At 66.5% G+C, this 25,573-nt stretch carries 21 protein-coding genes and 1 pseudogene; 17 read left to right on the top strand and 5 right to left on the bottom strand.

Annotated elements, in window-relative coordinates; all coding sequences use genetic code 11:
* Nucleotides 1-2: 2 nt before the first annotated feature.
* The 15 genes and pseudogenes from ShzoTeo12_RS13390 to ShzoTeo12_RS13320 all read left to right on the top strand — a co-directional run bounded on the left by ShzoTeo12_RS13390 (nucleotide 3) and on the right by ShzoTeo12_RS13320 (nucleotide 17,127).
* Nucleotides 3-1,082 (top strand): Ldh family oxidoreductase, encoded by a 1,080-nt coding sequence (locus tag ShzoTeo12_RS13390; protein ID WP_318910047.1) that lies wholly within the window; start codon nucleotides 3-5, stop codon nucleotides 1,080-1,082.
* A gap of 52 nt (nucleotides 1,083-1,134) precedes the next feature.
* Nucleotides 1,135-2,490 (top strand): ABC transporter substrate-binding protein, encoded by a 1,356-nt coding sequence (locus ShzoTeo12_RS13385; RefSeq protein ID WP_318910046.1) that lies wholly within the window; start codon nucleotides 1,135-1,137, stop codon nucleotides 2,488-2,490.
* A 105-nt stretch (nucleotides 2,491-2,595) separates the two neighbouring features.
* Nucleotides 2,596-3,537 carry a sugar ABC transporter permease gene (locus ShzoTeo12_RS13380; RefSeq protein ID WP_318910045.1) on the top strand — a complete coding sequence of 314 codons (942 nt, stop codon included), beginning with the start codon at nucleotides 2,596-2,598 and terminating at the stop codon, nucleotides 3,535-3,537.
* A gap of 10 nt (nucleotides 3,538-3,547) precedes the next feature.
* Nucleotides 3,548-4,408 (top strand): carbohydrate ABC transporter permease, encoded by an 861-nt coding sequence (locus ShzoTeo12_RS13375; RefSeq protein WP_119256444.1) that lies wholly within the window; start codon nucleotides 3,548-3,550, stop codon nucleotides 4,406-4,408.
* A 4-nt stretch (nucleotides 4,409-4,412) separates the two neighbouring features.
* Nucleotides 4,413-4,655 (top strand): hypothetical protein, encoded by a 243-nt coding sequence (locus tag ShzoTeo12_RS13370; RefSeq protein ID WP_318910044.1) that lies wholly within the window; start codon nucleotides 4,413-4,415, stop codon nucleotides 4,653-4,655.
* Nucleotides 4,655-5,761, top strand: a complete 1,107-nt coding sequence (locus tag ShzoTeo12_RS13365) for an ABC transporter ATP-binding protein (RefSeq protein WP_119256446.1) — start codon at nucleotides 4,655-4,657, stop codon at nucleotides 5,759-5,761. The genes ShzoTeo12_RS13370 and ShzoTeo12_RS13365 overlap by 1 nt, the downstream gene beginning before the upstream one ends.
* Nucleotides 5,762-5,764: 3 nt before the next feature.
* On the top strand, nucleotides 5,765-6,859 hold the full coding sequence (locus tag ShzoTeo12_RS13360) for an ABC transporter ATP-binding protein (RefSeq protein ID WP_318910043.1): 1,095 nt from the start codon (nucleotides 5,765-5,767) through the stop codon (nucleotides 6,857-6,859).
* Complete coding sequence (locus tag ShzoTeo12_RS13355) at nucleotides 6,856-8,526, top strand: GMC family oxidoreductase (RefSeq protein ID WP_318910042.1); 1,671 nt, start codon at nucleotides 6,856-6,858, stop codon at nucleotides 8,524-8,526. The genes ShzoTeo12_RS13360 and ShzoTeo12_RS13355 overlap by 4 nt, the downstream gene beginning before the upstream one ends.
* Before the next feature lies 1 nt (nucleotide 8,527).
* Nucleotides 8,528-9,523, top strand: a complete 996-nt coding sequence (locus ShzoTeo12_RS13350) for a zinc-binding dehydrogenase (protein WP_318910041.1) — start codon at nucleotides 8,528-8,530, stop codon at nucleotides 9,521-9,523.
* Nucleotides 9,524-9,550: 27 nt separating this feature from the next.
* Nucleotides 9,551-10,921 (top strand): annotated as a pseudogene (gene aldA / locus ShzoTeo12_RS13345) (aldehyde dehydrogenase); the annotation flags it as partial.
* A gap of 111 nt (nucleotides 10,922-11,032) precedes the next feature.
* The gene (locus ShzoTeo12_RS13340; protein WP_318910039.1) at nucleotides 11,033-11,806 is read left to right on the top strand and encodes an SDR family NAD(P)-dependent oxidoreductase; all 774 of its coding nucleotides are present in this window, start codon (nucleotides 11,033-11,035) and stop codon (nucleotides 11,804-11,806) included.
* 500 nt (nucleotides 11,807-12,306) lie between these two features.
* Nucleotides 12,307-13,494: a sugar ABC transporter substrate-binding protein gene (locus ShzoTeo12_RS13335; RefSeq protein WP_318910038.1), complete on the top strand. Its 1,188-nt coding sequence runs from the start codon at nucleotides 12,307-12,309 to the stop codon at nucleotides 13,492-13,494.
* A gap of 125 nt (nucleotides 13,495-13,619) precedes the next feature.
* Nucleotides 13,620-15,104 carry a sugar ABC transporter ATP-binding protein gene (locus tag ShzoTeo12_RS13330; RefSeq protein WP_318910037.1) on the top strand — a complete coding sequence of 495 codons (1,485 nt, stop codon included), beginning with the start codon at nucleotides 13,620-13,622 and terminating at the stop codon, nucleotides 15,102-15,104.
* Nucleotides 15,105-15,175: 71 nt separating this feature from the next.
* Nucleotides 15,176-16,219: an ABC transporter permease gene (locus tag ShzoTeo12_RS13325; protein WP_318910036.1), complete on the top strand. Its 1,044-nt coding sequence runs from the start codon at nucleotides 15,176-15,178 to the stop codon at nucleotides 16,217-16,219.
* An 11-nt stretch (nucleotides 16,220-16,230) separates the two neighbouring features.
* Nucleotides 16,231-17,127 (top strand): sugar phosphate isomerase/epimerase, encoded by an 897-nt coding sequence (locus ShzoTeo12_RS13320; RefSeq protein WP_318910035.1) that lies wholly within the window; start codon nucleotides 16,231-16,233, stop codon nucleotides 17,125-17,127.
* Between the two features lie 77 nt (nucleotides 17,128-17,204).
* Here ShzoTeo12_RS13320 and ShzoTeo12_RS13315 read toward each other — a convergent pair whose 3' ends face one another.
* The 5 genes from ShzoTeo12_RS13315 to ShzoTeo12_RS13295 form a co-directional block, all read right to left on the bottom strand.
* The gene (locus ShzoTeo12_RS13315; RefSeq protein ID WP_318910034.1) at nucleotides 17,205-18,707 is read right to left on the bottom strand and encodes an aldehyde dehydrogenase family protein; all 1,503 of its coding nucleotides are present in this window, start codon (nucleotides 18,705-18,707) and stop codon (nucleotides 17,205-17,207) included.
* A gap of 119 nt (nucleotides 18,708-18,826) precedes the next feature.
* Nucleotides 18,827-19,447, bottom strand: coding sequence for a cupin domain-containing protein (locus ShzoTeo12_RS13310; protein ID WP_119256456.1), 621 nt, complete (start codon nucleotides 19,445-19,447; stop codon nucleotides 18,827-18,829).
* 115 nt (nucleotides 19,448-19,562) lie between these two features.
* Complete coding sequence (locus tag ShzoTeo12_RS13305) at nucleotides 19,563-20,960, bottom strand: purine-cytosine permease family protein (RefSeq protein ID WP_318910033.1); 1,398 nt, start codon at nucleotides 20,958-20,960, stop codon at nucleotides 19,563-19,565.
* Nucleotides 20,957-21,118: a hypothetical protein gene (locus ShzoTeo12_RS13300; protein WP_318910032.1), complete on the bottom strand. Its 162-nt coding sequence runs from the start codon at nucleotides 21,116-21,118 to the stop codon at nucleotides 20,957-20,959. The genes ShzoTeo12_RS13305 and ShzoTeo12_RS13300 overlap by 4 nt, the downstream gene beginning before the upstream one ends.
* A 66-nt stretch (nucleotides 21,119-21,184) precedes the next feature.
* Nucleotides 21,185-23,638, bottom strand: a complete 2,454-nt coding sequence (locus ShzoTeo12_RS13295) for an FAD-dependent oxidoreductase (protein WP_318910031.1) — start codon at nucleotides 23,636-23,638, stop codon at nucleotides 21,185-21,187.
* Between the two features lie 204 nt (nucleotides 23,639-23,842).
* Between ShzoTeo12_RS13295 and ShzoTeo12_RS13290 the strand changes: the two genes are divergently transcribed.
* Nucleotides 23,843-24,769, top strand: a complete 927-nt coding sequence (locus tag ShzoTeo12_RS13290; protein ID WP_318910030.1) for a LysR substrate-binding domain-containing protein — start codon at nucleotides 23,843-23,845, stop codon at nucleotides 24,767-24,769.
* Nucleotides 24,770-24,864: 95 nt separating this feature from the next.
* Nucleotides 24,865-25,569, top strand: coding sequence for an SDR family oxidoreductase (locus ShzoTeo12_RS13285; protein WP_119256459.1), 705 nt, complete (start codon nucleotides 24,865-24,867; stop codon nucleotides 25,567-25,569).
* Nucleotides 25,570-25,573 lie beyond the last annotated feature (4 nt).

The raw sequence follows: 25,573 nt of genomic DNA, 5'->3' as shown, positions 1-25,573 counted from the left end.
GTATGTCTGTTCCCACTCTTGTTGCCCCCGATTTGCTCGAAGCGCTACTCGAAAACGCGTTGCGCGCTGCCGGTGCCTGCGCGGCGTCCGCCGGCGCGGCGGTGCGGGCGATGATGCATGCCTCGCGCATCGGGGTAGACAGCCACGGGGCGCGGCTGGTGGTTCACTATGACAAGGTGCTGCGCGGCGGCCGGGTCAAAGGCACGCCGGACATCGCGGTGCGCCGCACGGCGGCGGCGACGGCGGTGGTGGATGGCGACGATGCGCTCGGCCACCACGCGGCCTATGTGGCGATGGACACGGCGATCGAGCTTGCCCGCGAAAGCGGCATCGGCGCCGTCGGCGTCGTCCGCTCCTCGCATTTCGGCGCGGCCGGGGCCTATGCGCGTGTCGCCGCCGAGGCGGGCATGATCGGCTTCGCCACCACCAATTCCGACAAGGTCGTCGCGCCGTTCCAGGGGCGGGAGGCCTTTCACGGCACCAATCCGCTGGCCTTCGCCGCGCCGAGCGGCGAGGCCCGGCCTTGGCTGCTCGACATGGCGACCTCCTCCATTCCGCTGAACCGCCTGCTGCTCTTCAAGTCGCTCGGCGTGTCGCTGCCGCAAGGGGTGGCGGTGGACGAGGCGGGCCGGCCGACGACGGAGCCGTCGGAGGGGCGCACGCTCCTGCCGCTCGGCGGGGTCGACTTCTCCTTCAAGGGCGCGGCGCTTGCCGGGGTGGCGACGCTGTTTTCGGCGATCCTGCAGGGCACGACGCTCGACCACGCCTTCATCCCCATGGTCGGCGGCGACGATTATTCGACGCCGCGCCGGATGGGCCACTTCCTTCTTGCCATCGATCCGGACCGCTTCGGCGGCCGCGACGTCTTCGCCGCCGGCATGGCCGCCTATCTCACCGCCCTCAGGGCCGCACCGGCGCAGGAGGGCGCCGAGGTGCTGGCGCCGGGCGACCGCGAATGGCGCGTCGAGGCCGAGCGCGAAAGGACGGGCATCCCGATCGATCCCGATACCGCGGCCTTCCTTGGTCTGCCGCGGGACCCGGCCGTACCGGCCGGAAACACCGAGGGGAATTTAGTCGCATAGCGCAACACGTGCCGGGGCAGGGAGCCGCCGGCCGTCAACTGGGAGGAATGACATGCAATCCATGCTGAAAACGGGCCTTGTGACCGCAGCGCTGATGGCTTCGGTAGCCCCCGCCGCCATGGCGCAGGAATGCGCCGATGCCGACCGCGTGCCGATCACCTGGTCGACCATCGCCGGCTTCTACACCGACGCGATGGCCGACCTCGTTGCCGGCTTCGAGAAGGGCCACTGCGTGAAGGTCAATGTCGTCAACATCGACAACTCGCAGCTCTACAACAAGCAGGTCATCGAGATGGTCGGCCAGACCGGCGCCTATGACGTCGTGACGCTCGAAACCTCGGAAAAGGCGGAGTTCGCGGAAAACGGCTTCATCCTGCCGATGACCGAATATTTCGCCGACAAGAAGGCGCAGCTCGACGACGTGGCGCCGACGCTCGCTGCCCTCACCACCCAGTACAAGGGCGACGTCTGGGGCCTGCCCTACTACACCTACACGGCCGGCTACATCTATCGCCAGGACCTCTTCGACGACCCGACGGAGAAGGAAGCCTTCAAGAAGCGCTTCAACTACGACCTCGCCGTGCCGGAGACCTGGGCGCAGCACCGCGACATCGCCGAGTTCTTCACCCGCAAGGCCGGTGAAAACCTCAAGGGCGAGAAGCTCGCCAAGGACTTCTACGGCGTCGGCCTGATGGCCGGTCCCTTCCCGGAAATCCAGGACGAGATGTCCGGAGTGCTCTGGTCGCAGGGCGCCGACTGGCTGACGGACGAGGGCAAGGTGCCGGTCGATGCCGTCGAGAAGGCGATGAACGACTATCTCGCCCTCATGAAGTATGCACCGCCGGCCGCCCTCACCGTCACCTATGACGGCGTGATGAACCAGATGAAGGACGGGCAGATCGCCCAGACCTATTCCTTCTTCCTCGACCAGTGGCCGAATGCCGTGACGACCGAGACCTCCGTGCCGGGTGCGAAGATGGGCGTTGCCGAGGCACCGGAAAAGAAGGCCTATATCGGCGGCTTCCTGCTGGCGGTCTCAGCTTCCTCCGCCCATCCGAAGGAGGCGATGGACTTCGTCGCCTATGTCGGCGGCCATGACGCGCAGATGGAATTCGCCAAGGCCGGCGGCACCTCGACGCTGATGAGCGTCCTGTCCGACCCGTCCTTCGCCGCGCCGGAAAGCCGGCCGAAGACCGGCCACTTCGCGACGCTGCTGAAGATCTTCGATTCCATGAAGGGCTTCCGCTCGAACCTCTTCGACACGCCCTTCGGCGCGAAGATCTACAACACGATGCAGATCCCGCTGCAGTCGGCCGCGGCCGGCCAGATCTCGGCGCGCCAGGCCGCCGAGCAGCTTGCCGCCGAAGTCGAGAAGATTTGCGGCGGTCCTTGCCCGATCGGCAAGTGATCGGACCCATCGCCTGGACCTTCGCATGGCGGGCCCGCGCCCGCCATGCGGATTGACCCGAAAGGCGCGGCACCCCCGCGCGAAACGATCTTCTGGAGGAATTTGATGTCGCAGTCGCTATCCGTGCCGGCGCCGCAGGAAAGGGGAACCGCCGGTCCGGCGGCCATGTCCGACCGCTGGTTCTCGCTCCTTCTCGTCGTGCCTGCGATGCTGGTCATCCTTGTCTTCGCGCTTCTGCCGCTCGCCTATGCGCTGGACGTGTCCTTCCGCTTCGCCGACCTGACGCGCGGCCGGATCGGGGATTTCGTCGGCCTCGACAACTACCGCACGGTGCTGCACGACAGCGCGTTCTGGAGCTCGGTCTGGGTCACGCTCAAGTTCACGGTGACCGCCGTCACCCTCGAAATGGTGCTCGGCATCGCCATCGCCTTCCTGATCCACGGCGCGACGGTCGGCAAGGGCATCATCCGGAGCCTGATGATCCTGCCGCTCGCGACCTCGGCGGCGGTGACGGGCCTGTTCTGGCGCTATCTCTACGACCCCCAGTTCGGCCTCATCAACTATTTCCTCGGCCTCATCGGCCTGCCGGAGCCCAACTGGCTCGGCGACTACACCATCGCGCTGTGGTCGGTCATCCTGTTCGACGTCTGGCAATGGACGCCCTTCGTCGCGCTGATCGCGCTCGCCGGCCTGCAGGCCCTGCCGAAGGAGCCCTTCGAGGCGGCCGAACTCGATGGCGCCAGCACCTTCCGCGTGCTGCGCACCCTGACCTTCCCCATGCTGAAGCCGGTTCTCTTCCTCGTCCTCGTGCTGCGCACCATCGACAGCGTGCGCCTCTACGACGCCGTGGCGGTGCTGACGCGCGGCGGGCCGGGCACGGTGACGGAGACCATGACCTTCTACCTCTACCGCACGGGCCTGAAGCTCTTCCGGATGGACTACGCCTCCACCATGGCGATCTTCTTCCTCTACGCCATGCTGGTCGCGAGCCTCTTTGCGCTGCGCCCGCTGCTCACCCAATTCTCATCCCGCGCATCGGAAGGCTGAGGAGGCAACCATGCTGCAACGTGAATCGAGTTTCCCCAAGGAAGTCCTGCGCTACGGCCTGATCGTGCTGGTGCTCGGCTTCATCGTCTTCCCCATCGCCTGGATGATCCTGACGTCGTTCAAGCCGGCCGATGCCGTCATGGTCTCGCCGCCGCGCTTCCTGTTCACCCCGACGCTGGATAACTACGTCCACGCGATCTACGACAAGAACTTCCTGTTCTACATCAAGAACACGCTGTTCATCTCCGTCGCCTCGACGATCATCGTCGTCATCACCGGTTCGCTCGCGGCCTACAGCTTCGCCCGCTACAATGTCGGCGACGGGCATCTGCTGTTCTTCATCCTGTCGACCAAGATGTTCCCGGCGATCGCGGTGATCCTGCCCTACTTCCTGATCTTTCGCGAGGTTGGCAAGACGGGCGTCGGCAGCTTCCTCGGCATCGGCCTCGACCAGCCGGGCGCGCTGATCATCTCCTATACGGTGTTCAACCTGCCCTTCGCCATCTGGCTGCTGGTCTCCTTCTTCCAGGACATCCCGCGCGAGCTGGAACATTCCGCCCGCCTCGACGGCCTCACGCGCCTCAAGGTGCTCGCCAAGGTCGTCTGCCCGCTGGCCGCGCCCGGCATCGCGGTCACCGGCGTCTTTACGCTGATCTTCAGCTGGAACGAGTTCCTCTTCGCCTACATCCTGACCCGCAAGGCGGCCAGCACCGTCACGGTGGGCGTCGAGTCCTTCTTCACCCTGCAGGGCATTCTCTGGGGGCCGGTCGCGGCCGCCGCCACCATCAGCGTCCTGCCCATGCTGATCTTCGTTCTGGCCATGCAGCGCTACATGGTGCGCGGCCTCACCTTCGGCGCCGTGAGAGGATAGGATCATGAGCTTCAGTCAAGGCTGGGATACCGGCTTCCGCGTCATCCTCATCTATGTCGGCGTCGTCTTCGTCTGGCTCGGGCTGATCGAGCCCTATTTCGCCAGCCAGTCGATGTCGGTGATCCTCATGAACATCGTCGCGCTCGCGGTGTCGGCGGCCTTCGTGGTCCGCGCCCGCGGCCGCTTCATCGCAGAGCGCCTTGCGGCCGAAGCCGAGGTCGCCGCCCTCATGCAGGAGGACGTCTGATGTACGAACTGAAATCCGTCCACAAGCGCTACGGCCTCGCCAAGGTCGCCCTGCGCAAGATCGACCTTGCCGTGCGCGACCGGGAATTCCTCGTCATCTACGGCCCGGCCGGCGCCGGCAAGAGCACGCTGCTCAACATCCTCGCCGGCATCGCCAAGCCGACCAGCGGCGACGTGCTGCGCAATGGCGTGTCGATCCTCAAGGTGCCGCCGGAAAAGCGCGACGCCGCCATGGCCTTCGAGAACTACGCGCTCTATTCGCACCTTTCCGTCGGCGAGAACCTTGCGTTTCCCCTCAAGGCGCGCGGCCTCGGCCGGGCCGAGGTGGAGGAGCGCGTCAAGCGCATTTCCGGCATCCTCGGCATCGGCCACCTGCTGGAACGGCGCCCCGGCTTCCTTTCCGGCGGCCAGCGCCAGCGCGTGGCGCTCGGCCGCGCCATCATCCGCCCGGCCGATATCTACCTGCTCGACGAGCCGGTCGGCCATCTCGACGCCAAGCTGCGCCACAAGATCCGTGCCGAGCTGAAGGCGCTCGCCGAGGACCTGTCGGCCACCGTCGTCTTCACCACCACCTCCTCGCGCGAGGCGCTGGCGCTCGGCGACCGGGTCGCCGTGCTCAATGCCGGCAGGCTGGAGCAGGTCGGCAAGCCGGCCGATCTCTATCACCGCCCGGCGAACGCCTTCGTCGCCTCCTTCGTTGGCGATCCGCCGATGAGCTTCATCTCCGTCGAGCCGCGCCCGCATGACGGCAGGGTGGATTTCGTGACGGCGGACGGCATGCCCGTCGCCTCGCTCGCCGCCGACGCCGTGCAGGGCCTCACCAACGAGGCCGGCAGGATCCAGGTCGGCTTCCGCTCCAACGAGGTGCGGATCGCTGGCGAGGGGGATTCCAACGCCCTTCGCGGCCGCGTCGATGTCATCGAGAACCTCGGCTACATGAAGATCGCCCTCGTCGGCATCGGCGGCGACCAGGTCTCCGTCTCCGTTCCCGCCGGCACCGCGCTCGGCGTCGGCGAGACGGTCGCCATCGCCTTCCCGCGCGACGCCGTCCACCTGTTCCAGAATGCCCGGGCGGTCACGCATGCGACGCCCTCGGCAGGAGTTTGACCCATGGCCTCCATCAAAGCTGAACGACTCGTCAAGCGCTACGGCGCCTTCCAGGCGGTGCACGGCATCGACTTCGAGATCGCCGACGGCGAGTTCGTCGCCATCCTCGGCCCCTCGGGCTGCGGCAAGTCTTCGACGATGCGCATGATCGCCGGGCTGGAGACGGTCACCGAAGGCTCGATCTATTTCGACGGCAAGCGCGTCAACGACGTGCGCGCCCGCGACCGCAACGTCGCGATGTCCTTCGAATCCTACGCGCTCTATCCGACGATCTCGATCTACGAGAACATCGCCTTCCCGCTGCGCTCGGCCAATGTCGACAACAAGGAGATCGACCGGCAGGTGCGCGACATCGCGGAGAAGATGGAGCTGACGGCGCTGCTGAACCTCAAGCCGAAGGGTCTTTCCTCCGGCCAGGCGCAACGTGTCGGCCTTGCGCGGGCGCTGGTGCGCAACCCGGCGGTGTTCCTGCTCGACGAGCCGATCTCGCATCTCGACACGCGCCAGCGCTACCGCATGCGCCGCTTCATCAAGAGCCTGCACCAGAAGTTCAACTACACGATGATCTACGTCACCCACGACCAGGAGGAAGCGCTGGCGCTGGCCGACCGGGTCATGGTGATGAGCGACGGCGAGATCCAGCAGATGGCGGTGCCGGACGAGGTCTATGCCCGCCCGAGGAACGCCTTCGTCGCCGGCTTCGTCGGCGAGCCGCCGATCAACTTCTTCGATTGCCGCGTGGTGGCCGGCAATGGCGGCTGGCAGATCGAGTTCGAGGGGCGCAAGCTGGCGCTGCCGGAGCGTCTCCATGCGGCGGCGCAGGGCATCGGTGACGGCGGCCTTGCCGCCATCCGCCCGCATTTCCTCTCCATCGGCGGCGACAGCCCGCTGCGCGTCGACGGCAAGGTCTTCATCACGGAGGAATTGCAGGACCAGAACCTGATCTTCGTCGATGTCGGCGACACGCGCTTCACGCTCGTCGCCCATCCTTCGGTCACGCCGAAGCGCGGCGAGGCGGTGCCGGTCTCCATCGACCCGGAGCACCTTCTCCTCTTCCCGCGCTCGCAGGCCGGCAAGGTGGAGAGCATCGTCGCATGAGCTACGACCACATCGTCGTCGGCGGCGGCACGGCCGGATGCCTTGCCGCCGGCAAGCTCGCCGGCGAGCACGGCGCGCGCGTGCTGGTGCTGGAGGCGGGGCCGGACGACCGCAACCCGCTGATCCGCATGCCGGCCGGCTTCGTCAAGCTGCTCGGCGTCGAGAAATACATGTGGTTCTACAAATCCGTCGCGCAGGCCCGCCTCGGCGGGCGCACGCCCATCGTGCCGCAGGGCCGCGTGCTCGGCGGCGGCTCCTCGGTCAACGCCATGGTCTACATGCGGGGCCAGCCGGCCGACTATGACGGCTGGGCCGAGGAGATCGGCGACGATCAATGGTCCTACGATGCGCTGCTGCCCTATTTCACCGCCATGGAGGACAACGCGCGGCTGAACGACGACTATCACGGTGTCGGCGGGCCCTGGCAGGTGTCCGACCTCGAGCACATGTGCGAACTGTCGCGCGCCTTCGTGCTGGCCGCGCAGGGCATCGGCCTGCCGCATAACGGCGATTTCAACGGCCGCAGCCAGCGCGGCGTCGGGGCCTATCAGGTGACGACCCGCAACGGCCGGCGCTGCTCTGCGGTGGACGCCTTCCTGCGTCCCGCCATGAAGACCGGCCGGCTCGACGTCAGGACCTCCTGCCTCGTCCATTCGATCATCATCGAGAACGGCCGTGCGGTCGGCGTCCGGTATTCCGAGGGCGACGGCCGCGCCGTGACGGAAGCCCGCTGCGACGGTGAGGTGCTGCTCGCGGCCGGCGCCATCGCGACGCCGAAGCTTTTGATGCTCTCCGGCATCGGCCCGGCGGATCACCTGAAGGCGCATGGCATTCCGGTCCGCGTCGATCTTGCCGGCGTCGGGGCCAATCTTCAGGACCACACGGAAACGCCGGTCGTCGCCCTCTGCAACGGCCCCTACGGCTATTATGGCCATGACCGGGGCTGGAAGCAGATGCGCAACGGCCTCGAATATCTCCTCAACCGCACCGGCCCGGTGACGTCCAACGGCGTTGAGGCCGGCGCCTTCTTCGATCCGGACGATCTTTCCGGCATTCCGAAGGTCCAGCAATTCTGCGTGCCGACGGTCTATCTCGACAAGGACCACACCGACCAGCAGGCGAGCCACGGCCTGACGCTGAATTCCTGCGTCGCAAAGCCCCGTTCGCGCGGTTCCGTGCAGCTTGCCTCCGCCGATCCGAAGGACCAGCCGCTGGTCGATCCGAATTATCTCGCCGATCCCGAGGATCTGCGCCTTTCCATCGGCGGCATACGCCGCGCCCGCGAGATCCTCCAGCAGGAGCCGCTGCGCGCGATGATCGCCCGCGAGATCTTCCCCGGCCCGGACAAGGTGTCGGATGCGGACCTTGCCGAGCATGCGAAGCGCTTCGTCAAGACCGTCTACCACCCCGTCGGCACCTGCCGCATGGCCCGCGAGGGCGATGCGGGCGGCGTGCTCGGGGCCGACATGCGGGTGCGCGGCGTTGCGGGCCTGCGCGTCATCGACGCCTCCGCCGTCCCCACCATCATTTCCGGCAACACCAATGCCGCCGTGCTGGTCGTCGCCGACAAGGCGGTGGAGTTCATCACCGGCGGCACGCGCCGTCCGCCTGCCGGCATCGCCCCGGCTATGGGGCGGCCGGCGGCCAACGCATTTCAGGAGGCATGACATGAAGGCTATCGTTCTTCCGGGACCCGGTGCGCGGCTCGACGACGTGGTGCCGGCCGACCTGCCGGTGCCCGAGCCCGGCCCGGGCCAGTTGCGCCTCAGGGTCCTCGCGGTTTCCGTCAATCCGGTCGACTGGAAGCTGGCGATCGATCACAAGCCGGAATGGACCTATCCGCATGTGCTCGGGCTCGATGCCGCGGGCGTTATCGATGCGGTCGGGCCGGATGTGGAGGGCTGGGCCGTCGGCGAGCCGGTGGTCGTGCATAACAATCTCTGGAAGCCCGGCGTCTTTGCCGAATATTGCCTCGCGCCGGCCCACGCCACCTCGCGCCTGCCGGCCGGCGTGCGCTTCACCGATGCCGCGGCCGTGCCCTGCGCGGGCTACACCGCCTATCAGGGGCTGTTCCGCAAGGCCCGGCTGGAGGCCGGCCAGACCATTCTCGTGCAGGGTGCGAATGGCGGCGTCGGCGGCTTTGCCACCCAGCTTGCCCATCAGGCCGGGGCGAAGGTCATCGCGCTGACGCGGCCGGAGCATTTCGATGCCGTGCGCACCTTCGGTGCCGACGTGGTCCTCGACTATCGCGACCCGAATCTCGTGCAGAAGGTGCGGGGCGAGACGGAGGGCGGCTATGGCGTCGATGTCATGCTGGAGGTGGTCAATCCCGGCGATGCGCGCAAGTCGCTCGCCTTCGTGCATTACAACGGCCATCTCGTCTCGGTCGATCCGCTGCCGGTGATGACCGACGTGGCGTCCTATACCTATGCCGCCTCGATCCATGAAGTCGGCCTCGGCGGGGCGTATTTCGCCGGGCACGTGCCGACCCAGCGGGATTTTGCCCGCATGGGCGACGATCTGATGGCCCGGCTTGCGGCCGGCAGGCTCGATCCGATGGTCGAGGAGATCGTGACGCTCGGCGGCATTCCGGATGCGCTGCGGCGGCTGAAGCGTCGCGAGGTGACGGGCAAGATCGTCGCCCGGATCGCGCCGGACCCCTGAACGAGAAGACAAGACGGGAGGAACACCATGTCCAGGAACACGCATTATATCGATGGCCGCTTTGTCGAGGACACATCCTCCGACCGCATCGCCGTCTACAATCCGGCGACCGAAGAGCAGATCGCCGAGATCCCCGATGCCTCGGGCGCGGTCGTCGACGCCGCGGTCGATGCCGCGCGCAAGGCGCAGCCCGCCTGGGCCGAGCTGCCGCCCATCGAGCGGGCCGGCTATGTCAGGGCGATTGCCGAGAAGATCCGCGGCAAGGCCGATCTTCTTGCCGAGACCATCTCGCGCGAGCAGGGCAAGATCCTGTCGCTCGCAAAGGGCGAGGTGCTCGGCATGGCCGGGCTGATGGACTACATGGCCGAATGGGCACGGCGCATCGAGGGCGAGATCATCGCCAGCGACCGCAAGGGCGAAACCATCTATCTCAACCGCGTGCCGATCGGCGTCGTCGCCGGCATCCTGCCGTGGAACTTCCCCTTCTACCTGATCGGCCGCAAGCTCGCCCCGGCGCTCGTCGCCGGCAACACCATCGTCGTCAAGCCGAGCGAGGAGACGCCGCTCAACGCCTTCCTCTTCGCCGAGATCGCGGACGAGGTCGGCCTGCCAAAGGGCGTGTTCAACATGGTCTCGGGCCGCGGCCGCACCACGGGCGCCGCGCTTTCCGGGCACACCGGCATCGACCTCGTCAGCTTCACCGGCAGCGTGCCGACGGGCGTCGCCATCATGGAGGCGGCGGCGAAGAACCTGACGCGCGTCAACCTGGAGCTCGGCGGCAAGGCGCCGGCCATCGTGCTGAAGGATGCCGACCTCGATCTCGCGGTGGAGGCGATCACCGCCTCGCGCATCGTCAATACCGGGCAGGTCTGCAATTGCGCCGAGCGCATCTTCGTCGAGCGCCAGGTGGCGGACGACTTCACGGAACGCTTCGTCAAGCGCATGGCGGCCGTCTCCTATGGCGATCCCATCGCCGAGCGAAATGTCGACATGGGGCCGCTCGTCAACGCGGTGCAGCTCGGCAAGGTCGAGGCCATGGTCGAGCGGGCGAAGGCGGCGGGGGCGTCGGTCGCGCTCGGCGGCCAGCGGGCGGAGCGCAATCGCGGCCACCACTACGAGCCGACCGTGCTGACCGGCTGCACGCCGGACATGGAGATCATGCGCAAGGAGATCTTCGGCCCCGTCGCACCCATCGCCGTGGTCGAGGACGCGGACGAGGCGGTGTACCACGCCAACGACACCGAATACGGCCTGACGTCCTCGCTCTACACGCAGGACCTCAACAAGGCGATGCGCGTCACGCGGCGGCTGCAATTCGGCGAGACCTATATCAACCGGGAGAACGGCGAAGCCTATCAGGGCTTCCATGCCGGCCGCAAGAAATCCGGCATCGGCGGGGCGGACGGCAAGCACGGCTTCTACGAATATATGGAGACCCAGGCCGTCTATATCCAGCACGGCTGAGGCGAGTGACGGACCGGCGGAAACGTCCGGCCAGAAAGGACCAGCATGTATCTTGAGAAATTCGGCCTGTCCGGCCGCGTGGCCGTGGTCACCGGGGCCGGGCAGGGCATCGGGCTCGCCTCAGCCGAGGCGCTGTGCGAGGCGGGCGCGGCGGTCGTCCTGACCGATATCAGCATGGAGCGGGCGGAGGCCGGGCGCGCGGCGCTGGCGGCGAAGGGCTACACCGCCGAGGCCGCCGTGATCGACATCGGCGACAGCGCCTCGATCAACGCGGTGGCCGACCGGCTGGCGGCAAGCGGCAGGACGGCCGACATCCTCGTTGCCAATGCCGGCATCGCCCATGCGGGCGTTCCGGCGGAAGACCTGTCGGACGCCGACTGGGAGCGCATGATCGGAATCAATCTCAGCGGCGCCTTCCGCTCCTGCCGCGCCTTCGGCAAGCACATGCTCGCCAAGGGCGGCGGCTCGATCGTCACCATCGGCTCCATGTCGGGCAGCATCGTCAACCGGCCGCAGCAGCAGGTGCACTACAATGCGGCCAAGGCGGGCGTGCACCACCTGACCCGCTCGCTCGCCGCCGAATGGGCGACGCGCGGCGTCAGGGTCAATTCCGTCGCGCCGACCTATATCGACACGCCGCTGCTCACCTTCGCGAAGGAGGACAAGCCGATGTACGAGGAATGGCTGGACATGACGCCGATGCACCGGCTCGGCCAGCCCGCCGAAATCGCCTCCATCGTGCTCTTCCTCGCCTCGGACGCCTCGAGCCTGATGACCGGATCCATCGTCTCGGCCGATGCCGGCTATACCTGCTGGTAGAAACGCCATGCCGCCCGCCTCGGCTTTCCGGGCGGGCGGTATTCGCGGCAGGGCGGAAAGTGACCTTTCTCCGCCGCCGCCGTCCGGATGTCATTTAGGCGCTTGAATTATGCGCCTGACATGTTATCCGTACAACATGATAAGTTTGGATCGCACGTGCCGGCAAGGTTGCCGCGCCGCGCGATCCGGCACTGTTTTGCGACCATCTTCTCAAGGCTGGATTGATCGCCGCGAAGCATTCCCGTGCAACGGGTATTTTGTAGCTTAACTACATTACGGCGTGCTTCGCTTTGCCGGATTGGCGCGAGCGCATAGTCGATTCATTCTGTTTTTTCTGAAATTTGGCAGAATCGTTTCAAAAAATAATCTGCCGCCAATCGTAAAAATGTAGTTGAATTACTGAAATGCTTTGTCTAGCATCCCTGCTGCGTGAGGTGTGGGAGCGCCGACCGGCCAGCCGCTGCGCGCATTGGAGGCGTTTTTCGATAGGGAGGGGAGCTATGTTCAAAAAGCTCGTGAAAGCATCGTTGTTTGCCGCTGCCGCCACGGTCGCGCTCTGGCCGGCCATGGTTGCCGCGCCGGCTGCCGCGCAGGACGGCGATAATATCGACATCACCATCGGCTGGGTGCCGCCGGACATCACGGGCGTCTTCAAGACGGCCACGAACTTCTTCGAGCTGGCCGCCGCCGACGCCAACAAGAACGGCTTCAACGTCAAGGTCCTGACCAAGTCGCCGACCAGCCCGACGGCCTTCGCCGAGCAGGTCAGCATCATCGAGGACATGATCCAGCGCAAGGTCGACCTGATCGCCGTCTCGCCGGCCGAGGTCGCCACCGTCAAGCCGGCGCTCATCCGCGCCACGGAAGCCGGCATTCCGGTCGTCATCGTCAACCTGCTCGAGCCGATCGATGGCGTGAACGTCTCGTCCTATATCGGCTTCGACAACACGCAGGGCGCGGAAGTCTCCGCCTATGCGGTCGCCGACTATTTCGGCGGTCCGGGCGTGCTCGGCTCCGGCGACAAGGTCGACGTCCAGCCCGACACCTATCTCGACCTGAAGTTCTGGCAGGGTCTCGCCGCGAAACTCTCCGACGAGGACAAGGCCAAGATCAAGGCGCGCGGCGCCATCATCGAGGGCGTTGCCGGCGGCTTCTTCTCGACGGCCCGCCTCAACGGCTTCCGCGAAGTGCTCAAGCAGTTCCCGGGCATCGAGATCGTCGGCGGCACCTGCGCCGGTGACTGGAACCGCGAGAAGGGCACGCGCTGCGCCGAGGACATCCTGCAGGCCAATCCCGACAACCTCGACTTCATCTGGGCGGCGTCCAACGAAATGGGCCTCGGCGCGATGCTCGTCGCCGGTTCGCAGGGCCGTCTCGAAACCACCAAGGACGGCGCCAATATCGGCGACAAGAAGGTCGCGATCTTCACCAACGACGTGACGCCGGAATCGGTCGACCGCATCGCCGAGGGCAAGATGATCGCCGAAACCACCCACGGCTTTGCCGACTGGGGCTGGTTCGGCACCAAGTTCGCGGTGGAGCTCGCCTGCGGCCTCGAAGTGCCGAAGACCTTCGATATCCGTCCGCGCACCGTCTACGAGACGAACGCGCGCAACTTCTATCCGGAACCGAAGCTGGAAGCGATCGACTGGAAGACCATCCGGGCGAACTGCAAGAAGGCCAACTGAGTTTCTCCCAGGACCGCGGGGTGTCGTCTTTTCGAAGGCGCGCCCCGCGTCTTGCTTGTCCGCGCGCGGACGGGCGAAGAACGAAGGGGCGCCTGCGCGCCCGTGCGGAACGGTAATTGTAGGGCATGGACCAGCACGAAATCCTCTTGAAGCTCGAGAATATCGAGAAACGCTTTCCCGGCGTCATCGCCCTGAAATCCATCTCGCTCGACGTGCGCGCCGGCGAGGTGCAGGTGCTTCTCGGCGAGAACGGCGCGGGCAAATCCACGCTGATGAAGATCCTTGCCGGCGAGCATGCGCCGACCGGCGGCGAGATCGTGGTGGGCGGCCGCCAGGTTTCCGCGCTGACGCCGACGCTTGCCACGGAACTCGGCATCGGCCTCGTCCATCAGGAGCTGAGCCTCGTGCCGGCGCTGAGCGTGACGGAGAACATCTTCCTCGGCCGCATGCCGCGCGGCGCCTTCGGCAAGATCGACTGGGCCAGGGCCCATGAGGCCGCGCGCCATGCGCTGGAGGCGCTCGGCGTCTCCATCGACCCGACGGCCGAGGTGCGCACGCTCGAGGTCGCCGAGCAGCAGCTCATCGAAATCACCCGCGTCCTGGAGCGCGGCCCGCGCATCCTCCTCCTCGACGAGCCCACCTCGGCGCTCTCGGACAGCGAGCGCAGCCGCCTCTTCGACGTCATCCGCCGCCTCAAGCAGCGCGGGCACGGCATCATCTACATCTCGCATCATCTCTCGGAAATCCCGATGATCGCCGACCGCGTCACGGTGCTGCGCGACGGCGTGGTCGTCGAGACGCTGCCGGCCGAGAAGGCGGACGAGGAGACGGTCATCGGCCTGATGGTCGGCCGCAGGCTTGAGGAGCAGTTCCCCAAGGAGACGGTGGAACTGGGCGCGCCGATGCTGGCGGTGGAGAACCTCGCCTCCGGCCGCACGCTGAAGGACCTTTCCTTCACCCTGCGCCGCGGCGAGATTCTCGGTATTTACGGCCTGATGGGCGCGGGACAGGCGGAAATCGCCAGCGCGCTTTTCGGTCTTCAGCCGGTCAAGGCCGGTTCGATCGCGGTGGAGGGCAAGCGCGCCGATTTCCGGCATTCGTCCGATGCCATTGCGGCCGGGCTGGGCCTGATTTCCCGTGACCGCCGCCAGAGCCTCGTGCCGATGCAGCCGGTCGGGCCTAACCTCAGCCTGTCCTGGCTTTCCGGCAAGTCGCTGCTGTCGCGGCTCGATCTTGCCCGCGAGCGGGAGGAGGGCAGGCGCTACATTTCGGACCTGCGCATCCGCCCGGCCTCCACCACGCACAAGCTCTTCTTCTTCAGCGGCGGCAACCAGCAGAAGGTCATCCTGGCGCGCTGGATGTCGAGCGGCGCGAAGATCCTGATCTTCGACGAGCCGACCCGCGGCATCGACGTCGGCGCCAAGGCGGAGGTCTTCGCCGTCATGAGCCGGCTGGTCTGCGAGGGCGCGTCGATCCTGATGATCTCCTCGGAACTCAACGAACTCATCGGCATGGCGGACCGCGTGCTCGTCATGCGCGGCGGCCGCCTCTCCGCGGAGCTGCCGCGCGAGGAGATATCGCAGCAGAATCTGCTGCGATACGCGAGCTAGTCAAGACAAGTGACAGGGCAGTTCCGCCGTCCGGAGCAGGAGGCGGCAGGGCCCAAGGGAGTGGGAAGCATATGAGCACGGAAAAGAACCCGGACGCAGCCGTCAGCGCGTCCGATGCGCGCAAGGCGAAGATCAAGGGCATCGTCTTCCAGGCGGGGCCGCTGATCGCCCTCGTCCTGCTGATGGCCTATCTCGCCTTCGCCACGTCGAACTTCCTGACCCTCGACAACCTCTCCAACGTGGCGCGACAGTCCGCCTTCGTCGCCATCCTGGCGGTGGGGCAGACCTTCGTCATCCTCACGGGCGGCATCGACCTTTCGGTGGCGGCCATCGCGGCGCTTGCCGCCTCGATCACGGCCGTGCTGCTCACCCAGCCGCTGGTGCTGTTCGGCGTCGATTTCGGCTTCGTGCCGCCGCCGATCGCGATCCTGATCGGCCTTGCCATCGGCATCGTCGCCGGCGCGCTCAACGGCTGGCTCATCTCCAAATTCAAGATCCCGGATTTCATCGCCACGCTCGGCACGATGACGGCGTTCCGCGGCGCGGCGCTGCTGGTTACCGATGGCCTGCCGGTTCCCTCCTTCAATGCCGGCCGGCAGCTTCCCGACAGCCTGCTCTGGGTCGGCGGCGGCCAGCTTTTCGGTCTGCCGGTCAGCGCGATCATCGCGCTGCTCTGCGCGGTCGCCGGCTGGTATGTGCTGCGCTACACGGCGCTGGGCCGTGCGATCTATGCCGTCGGCGGCAACCGCGCCGCGGCCCATTCCTCGGGCATCAGCATTTCCCGCACCAAGATCATGACCTATGCGATCTCCGGCCTGCTGGCCGCCATCGCCGGCATCATCCTGGTCGGCCGCCTCAACTCCGCCAACGCGCTGATGGCGGAAGGCGAGGAGCTGCGCTCCATCGCCTCCGTCGTCATCGGCGGCACCAATCTTTTCGGCGGCGAGGGCGGCGTCTGGGGCTCGATCATCGGTGCGGCCATCATCGGCGTGCTCGGCAACGGCCTCAACCTGCTCGATGTCAGCCCATTCTGGCAGCGCATCGCACAGGGCGTCGTCATCGTGGTCGTGGTAATCTTCGACCAGTGGCGCCGCCGCAGCATGACGAAGGTTTGAGGAGAAACGGGATGAAGAACAAGCTTGGCCTGCACGCCAATGTCTGGGTGCGCGACTGGGGCCGCGAGGAATGCGTGCTCGCGGTCAACAAGACCGCCGAACTCGGCTTCGACATCATCGAGATCTCCGCGCCCAATCCGAAGGCGCTGGACATCGCTTTCACTGCGGCCGAGCTGCGCAAGGCCGGCATTTCCGCCAACCTGTCGCTCGGCCTCGATGCCGCAAGCGACATATCGAGCGGCGATCCGGCCCGCGTGAAGGCGGGCGAAGTCCGGCTGCGCGAGGTCATCGCCGCCGCCGCCGAGCTCGGCTCCAGCCATGTCTGCGGCATCCTCTATTCGGCCTTCCAGAAATATCCCGAGCCGCCGACCGCGGCCGGCATTGCTGGAGCGGTCGAGGTTCTTCGCCGGATCGGCGAGGAGGCGGGCCGCCACGGCATCACGCTCGGCCTCGAAGTCGTCAACCGCTACGAGACCAACGTGCTCAACACGGCAGGGCAGGGCGTCGAGTTCTGCAAGCGGGTCGGCCTTCCCAATGTGAAGGTCCATCTCGACTCCTACCACATGAACATCGAGGAGGCGGACATGGAGATGGCGCTCGTCGATACGGGCGCCCATCTCGGCTATTTCCATATCGGGGAATCGAACCGCGGCTATCTCGGCGCCGGTTCCGTCGATTTCGGCCGTATCTTCAACGGTCTCGCGCGGATCGGCTACGACGGGCCGATCGTTTTCGAATCCTTCTCGTCCGCAGTGGTCGGGCAGCCCCTTTGCGGCATCCTCGGCATCTGGCGCAATCTCTGGGAAGACGGAGAGGACCTCGCGCGCCACGCAAAGACCTTCATCGAAGCCAAGCTCAAGTCCGCTGGCGAAGTCGGGCGCGAAGCCAGTCGTTCCGCCCTGCCTTGAGGGCGGTCGGTGCGCCCATCCGGGCGCACCTGTCGCTTAGACCCCTTCCGCCGGAGCAGTAGGGGCGGGTGGGCGGCTTACCAGCCGCCCTCGATGCGGCGGTCGTCGGCGGGACCGCCGAGGTCGAAGACGATGAGCTTGTTCTCGGTGAAGCTGTCGAGGAACCATTGCGACAGCTCGCGGCCGACGCCGGACTTGCCCGCGCCGCCGAAGGGGGCGAGCTGGTCCCAGTAGTTCGAGGTCTCGTTCACGTTGACCGCGCCGTGCGGCAGGGCCTCGGCGACGCGCCAGGCCTTGGACATATCCTGCGTCCACAGCGAGGCGACGAGGCCGAGCTCGGATTCGTTGGCGATCTCGATGGCCTCCTCGTCGGAAGCGACCTTCAGCACCAGCGCCAGCGGCGAGAAGGATTCGCCCTTGCCGCGGATCATCTTCCTGTCGAGGCCGGTGACGATGGTGGCGGGGTAGTAGAGCCCCTGTTCCGGGCCGAACTGCTCGATGGTCGCGCCGGCTTCGCGCAGGTCCGCCACATGCTGGCGGGCGCGTTCGAGGACGGCGGGATTGCAGAGCGGCCCCATGTCGTTGCCGGCATCGGCGGGGTCGCCGATCTTCAGGGCGGCCGTGGCGGCGCGGAACTTCGCCAGGAATTCGTCATAGACCTTTTCGTGCACGAAGAGCCGTTCCGACGAGGTGCAGACCTGGCCGGAATAGTAGAAGGCGCCAGTGATCGCCCCTTCCACGGCGCGATCGATATCAGCGTCCTCCAGCACGATCTGCGGCCCGTCACCGCCGAGCTCCAGCAGCATGGGGCGCAGCGGATTGACCCGCGCGATCTCCTCGCCGACCCTGTTGGAGCCGGTGAAGAAGATGCCCTTGACGTCGGCATGGCGCACCAGATGCGCGCCGACATCGCCAAAACCCTGCACCATGTTGAGGACACCCGGCGGGAAGCCCGCTTCCTCGAAGAGCTCGGCGACCATGGCGCATGAGACCGGGCCATATTCCGTCGGCTTCCAGACTACCGTGTTGCCGGCGGCAACGGCGTGGGCAAGGGCGATGGAGGAGATGTCGGTCGGGAAATTGAAGGGCGTGATGACGCCGATGACGCCGAGCGGGCGGTGGCCGAGCACGAGGCGCTTGTTCGTCGTCTTCTCCTGCGTGGAGGGCAGGGTCATGCCGCGGTAGCGCAGAATCTCCTCCGCCGCCTTGCCCCAGGCGGGGCCGGAATATTCGAAGGTCTCCTCGCGGGCGGCGAGGATCGGCTTGCCTACCTCCTTGGTGACCATCTGGGCCATCGCCTCGGCGCGGTCGCGGAAGAGGCGCTGCATGTTGCGCAGGATTTTCGCGCGCACCTGTACCGAGGTCTTCGACCAGTCGGTAAAGGCGTCCTTCGCCGCCGCGACGGCGCGGTCGACATCGGAGGGCGCGCAGCGGCCGATGTCGTGCAGGCGCTTGCCGGTATGGGGATCGTTCGCGGCGAAGGTGCCGCCGGAGCCCGGCTCCCACCGGCCGCCGATCAGCGCGCCGTTCAGGAGCCTTCTGTCGAACTGCATGCCGAATTCATTGCTATGGACGGTCATCTGGTTCCTCCCCATGGCCATCGTGCAGGCAGGAACGCCCGCCTCCCTGTGATCGAAGGTAGGCCCGGGGCGGGATGAACGTCAACTATTTTTGACGGAATGTTTTATTTATTTGACGCTCAGAGCATCGGCGGCGTCACGGCGCAGACGACGACGACCGGCGTGTCGCCGGCATTGCGGATGCGGTAGGGCACGCCGGAAAAGAGCTGGTAGCCGCCGCCGGCGCCGATCGTGTGCGCCTTGCCGCCGATCTCCAGCTCGATGGTCCCTTCCACCACCAGCGCGGCGGTTTCGCCGTCGTGCACGATGAGATCCTCGCCCGTTCCCGCGTTGGGGGCGTAGTGCTCCAGGAACATCTGAAGGCGCTTGTCGCGGCGTTGCGAGGCAAGGCAGCGCATGTCGGCCTCGCCGCGTGTGATGACGGTGAGGTCTTCCGGCGCGGCGATCAGCACGTCCTCCTCGGCCGGCGGAATGGCGAAGAAATCCGCAAGGCTCATCGGCAGGGCCCGCAGGATCTTGTGCAGCGAGACGACCGAAGGCGCGTGCGCATCCTGCTCGATCAGCGAGATGCTGGCATTCGTCACGCCCGCACGCTTGGCAAGCTCCCGCTGAGAGACGCCGAAGGCTTCGCGCACCATCTTCAGCCGCTGGCCGATCTTCAGGTCGCCCTGCATGTCCTGCAAGGGGGCGGCGGCGATGGCCGGCGCCTTCGGGGTCGAGGTCTTGGGTTTGCGGCTCACGAACGGAATCTCCCGGTCGGCAGGGTGTTTTCCTCCGAGTTATAGGTTTTCCGCCGGAAATCAAGGCGTTGTGGATGCGGCCGGCGCTCGCCTCGCGCGAGCGCCGGCCCGGGTCTCAGTAGCGGCCCTTGCCGGCCGGCTTCACCACGAGAAGCGTGATCAGCGCATAGACCACGCCGCCGACCACCGCCGTCGGCAGGGCGGCCGTCAGGTAGTCGTAGGGCCAGCGGCTTTCATAGGTGATCGGGTTCAAGAGGTAGAGATAGGTGCAGAAGCCCGCGGCCATGGCGATCAGCGAGGCCGGGTTGAAGCCGCTCCAGAAGCGATAGGCGCTGTCCGGCCTGTCCTCGAAGAGGCCGCGCACGTCGATCCGCCGCTTGCGCAGGAGATAGTAGTCGACGATCTGGATGCCGCAGAGCGGGGCGAAGCCGAGGCCGATGAAGGCGATGAAGGTGCCGAAATTCGCGAAGAACAGGTCCGGGATCAGCAGCCCCACCACGCCCACCGGGGCGATGGAAATGAGCAGCAGCATCGGCCAGCTCAGCTTCTGGAGCGCCGGGAAATGCCTGAGCCCAATCGAGGAGGAATAGACCCCCGCGACCGCCGTGCCGAGATTTGCCGCGGCGACGAAGAGCAGCGCGATCACGCCATAGGTCGGCCCGCCCACCGTGCGCATCCATTCGGCCGGGTCGGAGACCTGGAGCACGAGGATGCCGGCGATGCCGATGGCCGAGAGCAGCGGCACGGGAAGGCCCATGCCTACCATGATCGGGGCGGCCGCCCGCCGTCCGTTCGGGGCCATGCGCACCATGGCGCCGATATAGGGCCACCAGGAGAGGAGCGAGATGATGCCGATCTCGACGCCCGTCGTGTAGTTCCAGTGCGCGTCGGTCGCGGCATAGGCGGGCACGGCCGCCGACAGGTCCTCCCAGCGCTGCGTGACGAGGATGTAGAGCATCCAGAAGCCGACGAAGACATGGGCGACGAGGATCTTCGCGATCCTGTCGACGCCGGAGGAGCCCTTGAGCAGGAAGAGGAACACCAGCCCGGCGGCCAGCAGTACCGTCGCCTGCACGAGGAAGTTATGGCTGTCCTCGCCGATCCAGCCGAGCGCCAGCAGCAATTGCCGTGTCGACTTGGCGAAGAAGATGAGGAGCAGCGAGTTCCAGCCGACGATGGAGACGAATTGCATGGCGGCGGGAATGATCCAGCCGCGCGAGCCGAATTGTGGCTTGGACGAGGCGATGGAATCGACGCCGAAGCGGATGGCGACCGGCACGGCCGCCAGCGCCACGATGAGCATGCCGATCATGCTGCCGGCGAGGAGGGCGAAGAAGCCTTCCTTGAAGCTGAGATAATAGCCGACATATTCGCCGATGATGTAGCACCAAGTCGCGGCGGCGGCCGTGGCGAGCGAGATGCCGAGTTGCCAGGGGCCCCAGATCCGCTCCTGCGGCAGGAGCGGCCAGGCGCTCTTGTCGGCCTCGATGAGGATTTCGTCCTGTACGCTCATGCCATCCTCCCGATCAGAAGGGCGAGGATCGGCAGCAGAACGCCGAGCCCGATCAGCGCGGCCCAGGCCATGCCGTCGAAATCCTCTCCCTGGTTGCGCGGGTCCTCCAGTAGCCGGAGCCGACGCTCCAGCTCCGGTTGCAGCCTCTCCTCAGCCATGCCGTGTCCTCCCTGATATGGCGTTCGTTGCATGCGGCCCGAAGTTCCCCTTCCGGGCCTTGATTGTTATCCGGCCAGCCGCTCCCCCTTCGGGTCGTACCAGGGGCGAAGCTGCAGGCGGATCGGATGGCGCCGCCAGGCGATCTCGGCCTCCCAGGTGCCGGAGGCGAGCCAGTCCGGCGTCACGCCGCCGGGGCAGGTGACGTAACCCATGCCGAGCGAGGCCCCGAGGCGGTGGCCGTAGGCGCCCGTCGTGACGGAGCCGACGATCTCGCCGTTCCTCAGCAGCGGTTCGTTGTGATAGAGATGCGGCGGCTCACCCTCGGCCTCGATGCGGATCTGCACGAGGCGGCGGTCGGGCGTTCCGGCTTCCTTCTGGCGCAACAGCGCGTCGCGGCCGATGAAGCCGCCGGCCTTGTCGAGGGCGACGGCGAAGCCGAGGCCGGCCTGCAAGGGGCTGTCCTCCTCGCCGATGTCGTGGCCCCAGTGACGGTAGCCCTTTTCCATGCGCAGCGAATTGATGGCGAAATAGCCGCCCATCCTGAGGCCGAGCCCTTCGCCAGCTTCAATCAGCTTCTCCAGCACATGGCCGGCGAATTCCGCCGGCATGTAGAGCTCCCAGCCGAGCTCGCCGACATAGGTGAGGCGACTTGCCCGCACGCGGGCATAGCCGAGGTCGATCTCCCGGCTGGTGCCGAAGGGGAAGGCCTCGTTGGAGAAATCGGCCGGCGACAGGCGCTCGAGCAGCGCGCGGGACTTCGGCCCCATCAACGCCAGCATCGGCAGGCCCGAGGTGATGTCCTGCACATGGACGCGCGCGCCTTCCGGCAGGTGCCGGTGCAGCCAGGCGAGGTCGCGGCGCTGCGAGACGGCGATGGTCACGACCATGAACTCGGTCTCGGCAAGCCGGGTGATGGTCACGTCCGCCTCGATGCCGCCTTCCTTGTTCAGCCATTGCGTATAGACGACCTTGCCGACGGGAACGTCGATCTGGCCGGCCGAGACACGGTTGAGCGCCGCGCAGGCGTCCGGCCCGCTGACGAGGTATTTGATGAAGCAGGAATGGTCGAACAGCGTGACGTTCTCCGCCGTGTTGCGGCATTCCTCGCCGACCGCGTCGAACCACGAGGGGCGGCCGTAGGAATATTGCACTTCGGGTGTCGTGCCCGGCGCGCCGAAGAAGCCCGGCCGTTCCCAGCCGGCCGCTTCCGTCATCCATGCCCCCGCGGCCGAAAGCCTGTCATGGAACGGGCTGCGGCGGATGCCGCGCGCCGTCTCGAACTGGCGGGCCGGCCAGTGCATGTCGAAGAGCAGGCCGAGCGTCTCGGTCGTGCGGTCCTCCAGATATTTGCGATTGCCCATGAAGGTCTGCATGCGGCGGATATCGACGTCCATCAGCTCGACCGGCGGGCGGCGGTCGCGGATCCAGTCGGCGAGCGCCTTGCCGACGCCGCCGGAGGAGAGGATGCCGACGGAGTTGAAGCCCGTCGCACAGAAGAGGCCGGGCACTTCCGGTGTCTCGCCGAGAAGGTAGCGGTCGTCGGGGGTGAAGCTTTCAGGGCCGTTGAAGAAGAGCTGGATGCCCGTGCGCTCCAGCACCGGCACGCGGCGGGTCGCCTGTTCCAGATAGGGCGCGATATGGTCGACGTCCTCCGGCAGGGTGCCGAAGCTGAAGTCCTCGGGAATGCCGGCCTGGCCCCAGGGCTTGGCGTTCGGTTCAAAGAAGCCGACGAGCAGCTTGCCGGCATCCTCCTTGTAATAGGTCCATTCGTCGCCGAGGAAGAGCACGGGCAGGTCGCGCGGCAGGCTCTCCACCTGTTCCGTTACGATGTAGAAATGCTCGGCGGCGTGCAGCGGGATCGTCACGCCCGCCTCGGCGGCGAGGTCGCGCGACCACATGCCGCCGCAGATGACGACGGTCCCGGCGCGGATCGGCCCCCGGTCGGTCATCACGCCGGCGGCCTTGCCGTTCTCGACGAGGATCTTCGTCACGGAAAGGTTCTCGAAGACCTTCGCACCGCGCATGCGCGCACCCCTGGCATAGGCCTGCGTCACGTCGATCGGGTTGACCTGCCCGTCATGCGGGAACCAGAAGCCGCCGACGATGCCGTCCGTGCTGATCGGCCCCCAGCGCTCCTTGATCTCGCCGGGCGTGACCGGCTCGACCGGCAGGCCGAAATTGCGGCCCATCGAGGCGCCGCGCGCCAGTTCCTCGTAGCGGGCCAGCGTATTGGCGACGCGCAGCGAGCCGTTGCGCTTGAAGCCGGTCGCCTGGCCCGTCTCGGCCTCCAGCGAGCCGAAGAGCTCGCCAGTATATTTGGCCAGCTCCGTCATGCGGCGCGTGGCGCGAAGCTGGGTCACGAGGCCGGCCGCGTGCCATGTCGTGCCGCTGGTGAGCTGCTTTCTTTCGCAGACCACCACATCCGTAATACCGATCTTCGTCAGGTGATAGGCAACAGAGCACCCCGCGACGCCGCCGCCAATGACGACGACGTCTGCCCGCTCCGGAATATCCGTCATTGTGTTTCCCCCGGCAGCGGCTCCACCCGCTGCATGTTTGGATTTCTTAACACTGTGTCATAGAAAATCAAACAGTCAATAGGGTTCGGAATGCTGCAGGGGGATGGTATCGGCAACCTGTAATTTTCCTGCATCCTCGTAGGTCGGTATCGCAAAGCCTGATAGAACGACGTATCCCGCCGCCAACCGGATGCAGCAGATCGCATGGCCGACCGTATCGGAAAACTCCCCTCCCTCAACGGCGTCCGCGTCTTCGAAGTCGTCGCGCGGCATCTGAATTTCCGGCTTGCGGCGGAGGAGCTCGGCGTCACGCAGGGCGCCGTCGCCCAGCAGATCCGGGGGCTGGAGGCCGAGCTCGGCCTCAAGCTGTTCGAGCGGCATCCGAGGACGCTTGCGATCACCGAGGCGGGGCGCAGCTATGTCGGCAGCGTCCGCCGTGCCCTGGAACTGATTTCCGAGGCGACGGAGACCTTGCGCCCGGAGCCGCAGCATCTCACCATCAGCGTGACGCCGACCTTCGCCTCGAAATGGCTGATCCCGCGCCTGCCGGACTTCACCGCCGCGCATCCGCATATCGACCTGCGCATTCTTGCCAGCGATCGCATTTCCAATTTCCAGACGGATGCGGTGGATCTTGCCGTGCGCTACGGCCGGCCGCCCTTCGGGCCGGGCCTCCAGGCGGATCTCCTGTTCGAGCAGGTCATCGTGGCGCTCGGCAGCCCGCTCCTGATCGAAAAGCTCGGCAGGCCCGAAGTGCCGGAAAACCTTGCCGCCTATGCGCTGCTGCACGATGCGCACAATTTCTGGCCGCGCTTCCTGGAGCAGGCGATGGGCAAGGCGGCGCCGGTTTCGGCGTCGAAGAATATCCGCTTCAACCAGACGGCGCTGGCGCTGGAGGCGGCGCGCGGCGGGCAGGGGCTGGCGCTCGCCAGCGAATTCCTCATCGGGGACGACGTCGCCGGCGGCCATCTGGTGCGGCTCTTCGAAACGCGGATGCGCGTCGGCGCCGATTTCTACGTCGTCGCGCCGCGCAAGCCGCGGCATCCCGCTTCCGTCGAAGCGGTCCGCGGCTGGCTCCTGAAGGAAAGTGCGAAGCATAGGACCGGAGCAGTCCCAAGCGACGGGCAGTAGATTTTCTACAGGAAGCGGCGCGTATTTCTGGTTGGTTCCGCCACGGGCGGCGTGGCAGGATGGTGGCACTCAACGGCTCACGAAAGGACAGTTCCATGGCAGGCGAGAAGGTCGCATTGATCACAGCCGGCGGCAGCGGCATGGGGGCGGAGGCCGCCCGGCGGCTGGCGGCGGACGGATTCAGGATCGGAGTGCTTTCCTCCTCCGGCAAGGGCGAGGCGCTGGCGGGCGAATTCGGCGGTTTCGGCGTCACCGGCTCCAACCAGTCGAACGACGACCTGAAGCGCCTTGTCGACGGCGCACTGGAGCGCTGGGGCCGTATCGACGTGCTCGTCAACAGCGCCGGCCACGGGCCGCGCAAACCGATCCTCGAGCTGACGGACGAGGACTGGCATGCAGGGATCGACGTCTACTTCCTCAATGCCGTGCGCCCGACGCGCCTCGTGGTGCCGATCATGCAGAAGCAGAAGTCCGGTGTCATCATCAACATCTCGACCGCCTGGGCCTTCGAGCCGAGCTCGATGTTCCCGACCTCGGCCGTCGCCCGTGCGGGCCTCGCCTCCTTCACGAAGATCTTCGCCGACACCTATGCGGGCGACAATATCCGCATGAACAACGTGCTGCCCGGCTGGATCGACAGCCTGCCGTCAACGGATGAGCGCCGCGACAGCGTGCCGATGAAGCGCTACGGCACCAGCAAGGAAGTCGCCGCGACGATCGCTTTCCTCGCCTCCGAGGGAGCGGCCTACATCACCGGACAGAACATCCGCGTCGATGGCGGCATCACGCGCGCCATCTGACCGG

Source organism: Shinella zoogloeoides, from assembly GCF_033705735.1.
GTDB classification, from domain to species: domain Bacteria; phylum Pseudomonadota; class Alphaproteobacteria; order Rhizobiales; family Rhizobiaceae; genus Shinella; species Shinella zoogloeoides_A.
This window is presented reverse-complemented; position numbering and strand designations above follow the sequence as displayed.

Excerpts from the sequence above, each read along its gene's own strand:
- ShzoTeo12_RS13390 (WP_318910047.1), top strand. The coding sequence starts at position 3 with ATGTCTGTTCCCACTCTTGTTGCCCCCGATTTGCTCGAAGCGCTACTC.
- ShzoTeo12_RS13385 (WP_318910046.1), top strand. The coding sequence starts at position 1,135 with ATGCAATCCATGCTGAAAACGGGCCTTGTGACCGCAGCGCTGATGGCT.
- ShzoTeo12_RS13380 (WP_318910045.1), top strand. The coding sequence starts at position 2,596 with ATGTCGCAGTCGCTATCCGTGCCGGCGCCGCAGGAAAGGGGAACCGCC.
- ShzoTeo12_RS13375 (WP_119256444.1), top strand. The coding sequence starts at position 3,548 with ATGCTGCAACGTGAATCGAGTTTCCCCAAGGAAGTCCTGCGCTACGGC.
- ShzoTeo12_RS13370 (WP_318910044.1), top strand. The coding sequence starts at position 4,413 with ATGAGCTTCAGTCAAGGCTGGGATACCGGCTTCCGCGTCATCCTCATC.
- ShzoTeo12_RS13365 (WP_119256446.1), top strand. The coding sequence starts at position 4,655 with ATGTACGAACTGAAATCCGTCCACAAGCGCTACGGCCTCGCCAAGGTC.
- ShzoTeo12_RS13360 (WP_318910043.1), top strand. The coding sequence starts at position 5,765 with ATGGCCTCCATCAAAGCTGAACGACTCGTCAAGCGCTACGGCGCCTTC.
- ShzoTeo12_RS13355 (WP_318910042.1), top strand. The coding sequence starts at position 6,856 with ATGAGCTACGACCACATCGTCGTCGGCGGCGGCACGGCCGGATGCCTT.
- ShzoTeo12_RS13350 (WP_318910041.1), top strand. The coding sequence starts at position 8,528 with ATGAAGGCTATCGTTCTTCCGGGACCCGGTGCGCGGCTCGACGACGTG.
- ShzoTeo12_RS13340 (WP_318910039.1), top strand. The coding sequence starts at position 11,033 with ATGTATCTTGAGAAATTCGGCCTGTCCGGCCGCGTGGCCGTGGTCACC.
- ShzoTeo12_RS13335 (WP_318910038.1), top strand. The coding sequence starts at position 12,307 with ATGTTCAAAAAGCTCGTGAAAGCATCGTTGTTTGCCGCTGCCGCCACG.
- ShzoTeo12_RS13330 (WP_318910037.1), top strand. The coding sequence starts at position 13,620 with ATGGACCAGCACGAAATCCTCTTGAAGCTCGAGAATATCGAGAAACGC.
- ShzoTeo12_RS13325 (WP_318910036.1), top strand. The coding sequence starts at position 15,176 with ATGAGCACGGAAAAGAACCCGGACGCAGCCGTCAGCGCGTCCGATGCG.
- ShzoTeo12_RS13320 (WP_318910035.1), top strand. The coding sequence starts at position 16,231 with ATGAAGAACAAGCTTGGCCTGCACGCCAATGTCTGGGTGCGCGACTGG.
- ShzoTeo12_RS13315 (WP_318910034.1), bottom strand. The coding sequence starts at position 18,707 with ATGACCGTCCATAGCAATGAATTCGGCATGCAGTTCGACAGAAGGCTC.
- ShzoTeo12_RS13305 (WP_318910033.1), bottom strand. The coding sequence starts at position 20,960 with ATGAGCGTACAGGACGAAATCCTCATCGAGGCCGACAAGAGCGCCTGG.
- ShzoTeo12_RS13300 (WP_318910032.1), bottom strand. The coding sequence starts at position 21,118 with ATGGCTGAGGAGAGGCTGCAACCGGAGCTGGAGCGTCGGCTCCGGCTA.
- ShzoTeo12_RS13295 (WP_318910031.1), bottom strand. The coding sequence starts at position 23,638 with ATGACGGATATTCCGGAGCGGGCAGACGTCGTCGTCATTGGCGGCGGC.
- ShzoTeo12_RS13290 (WP_318910030.1), top strand. The coding sequence starts at position 23,843 with ATGGCCGACCGTATCGGAAAACTCCCCTCCCTCAACGGCGTCCGCGTC.
- ShzoTeo12_RS13285 (WP_119256459.1), top strand. The coding sequence starts at position 24,865 with ATGGCAGGCGAGAAGGTCGCATTGATCACAGCCGGCGGCAGCGGCATG.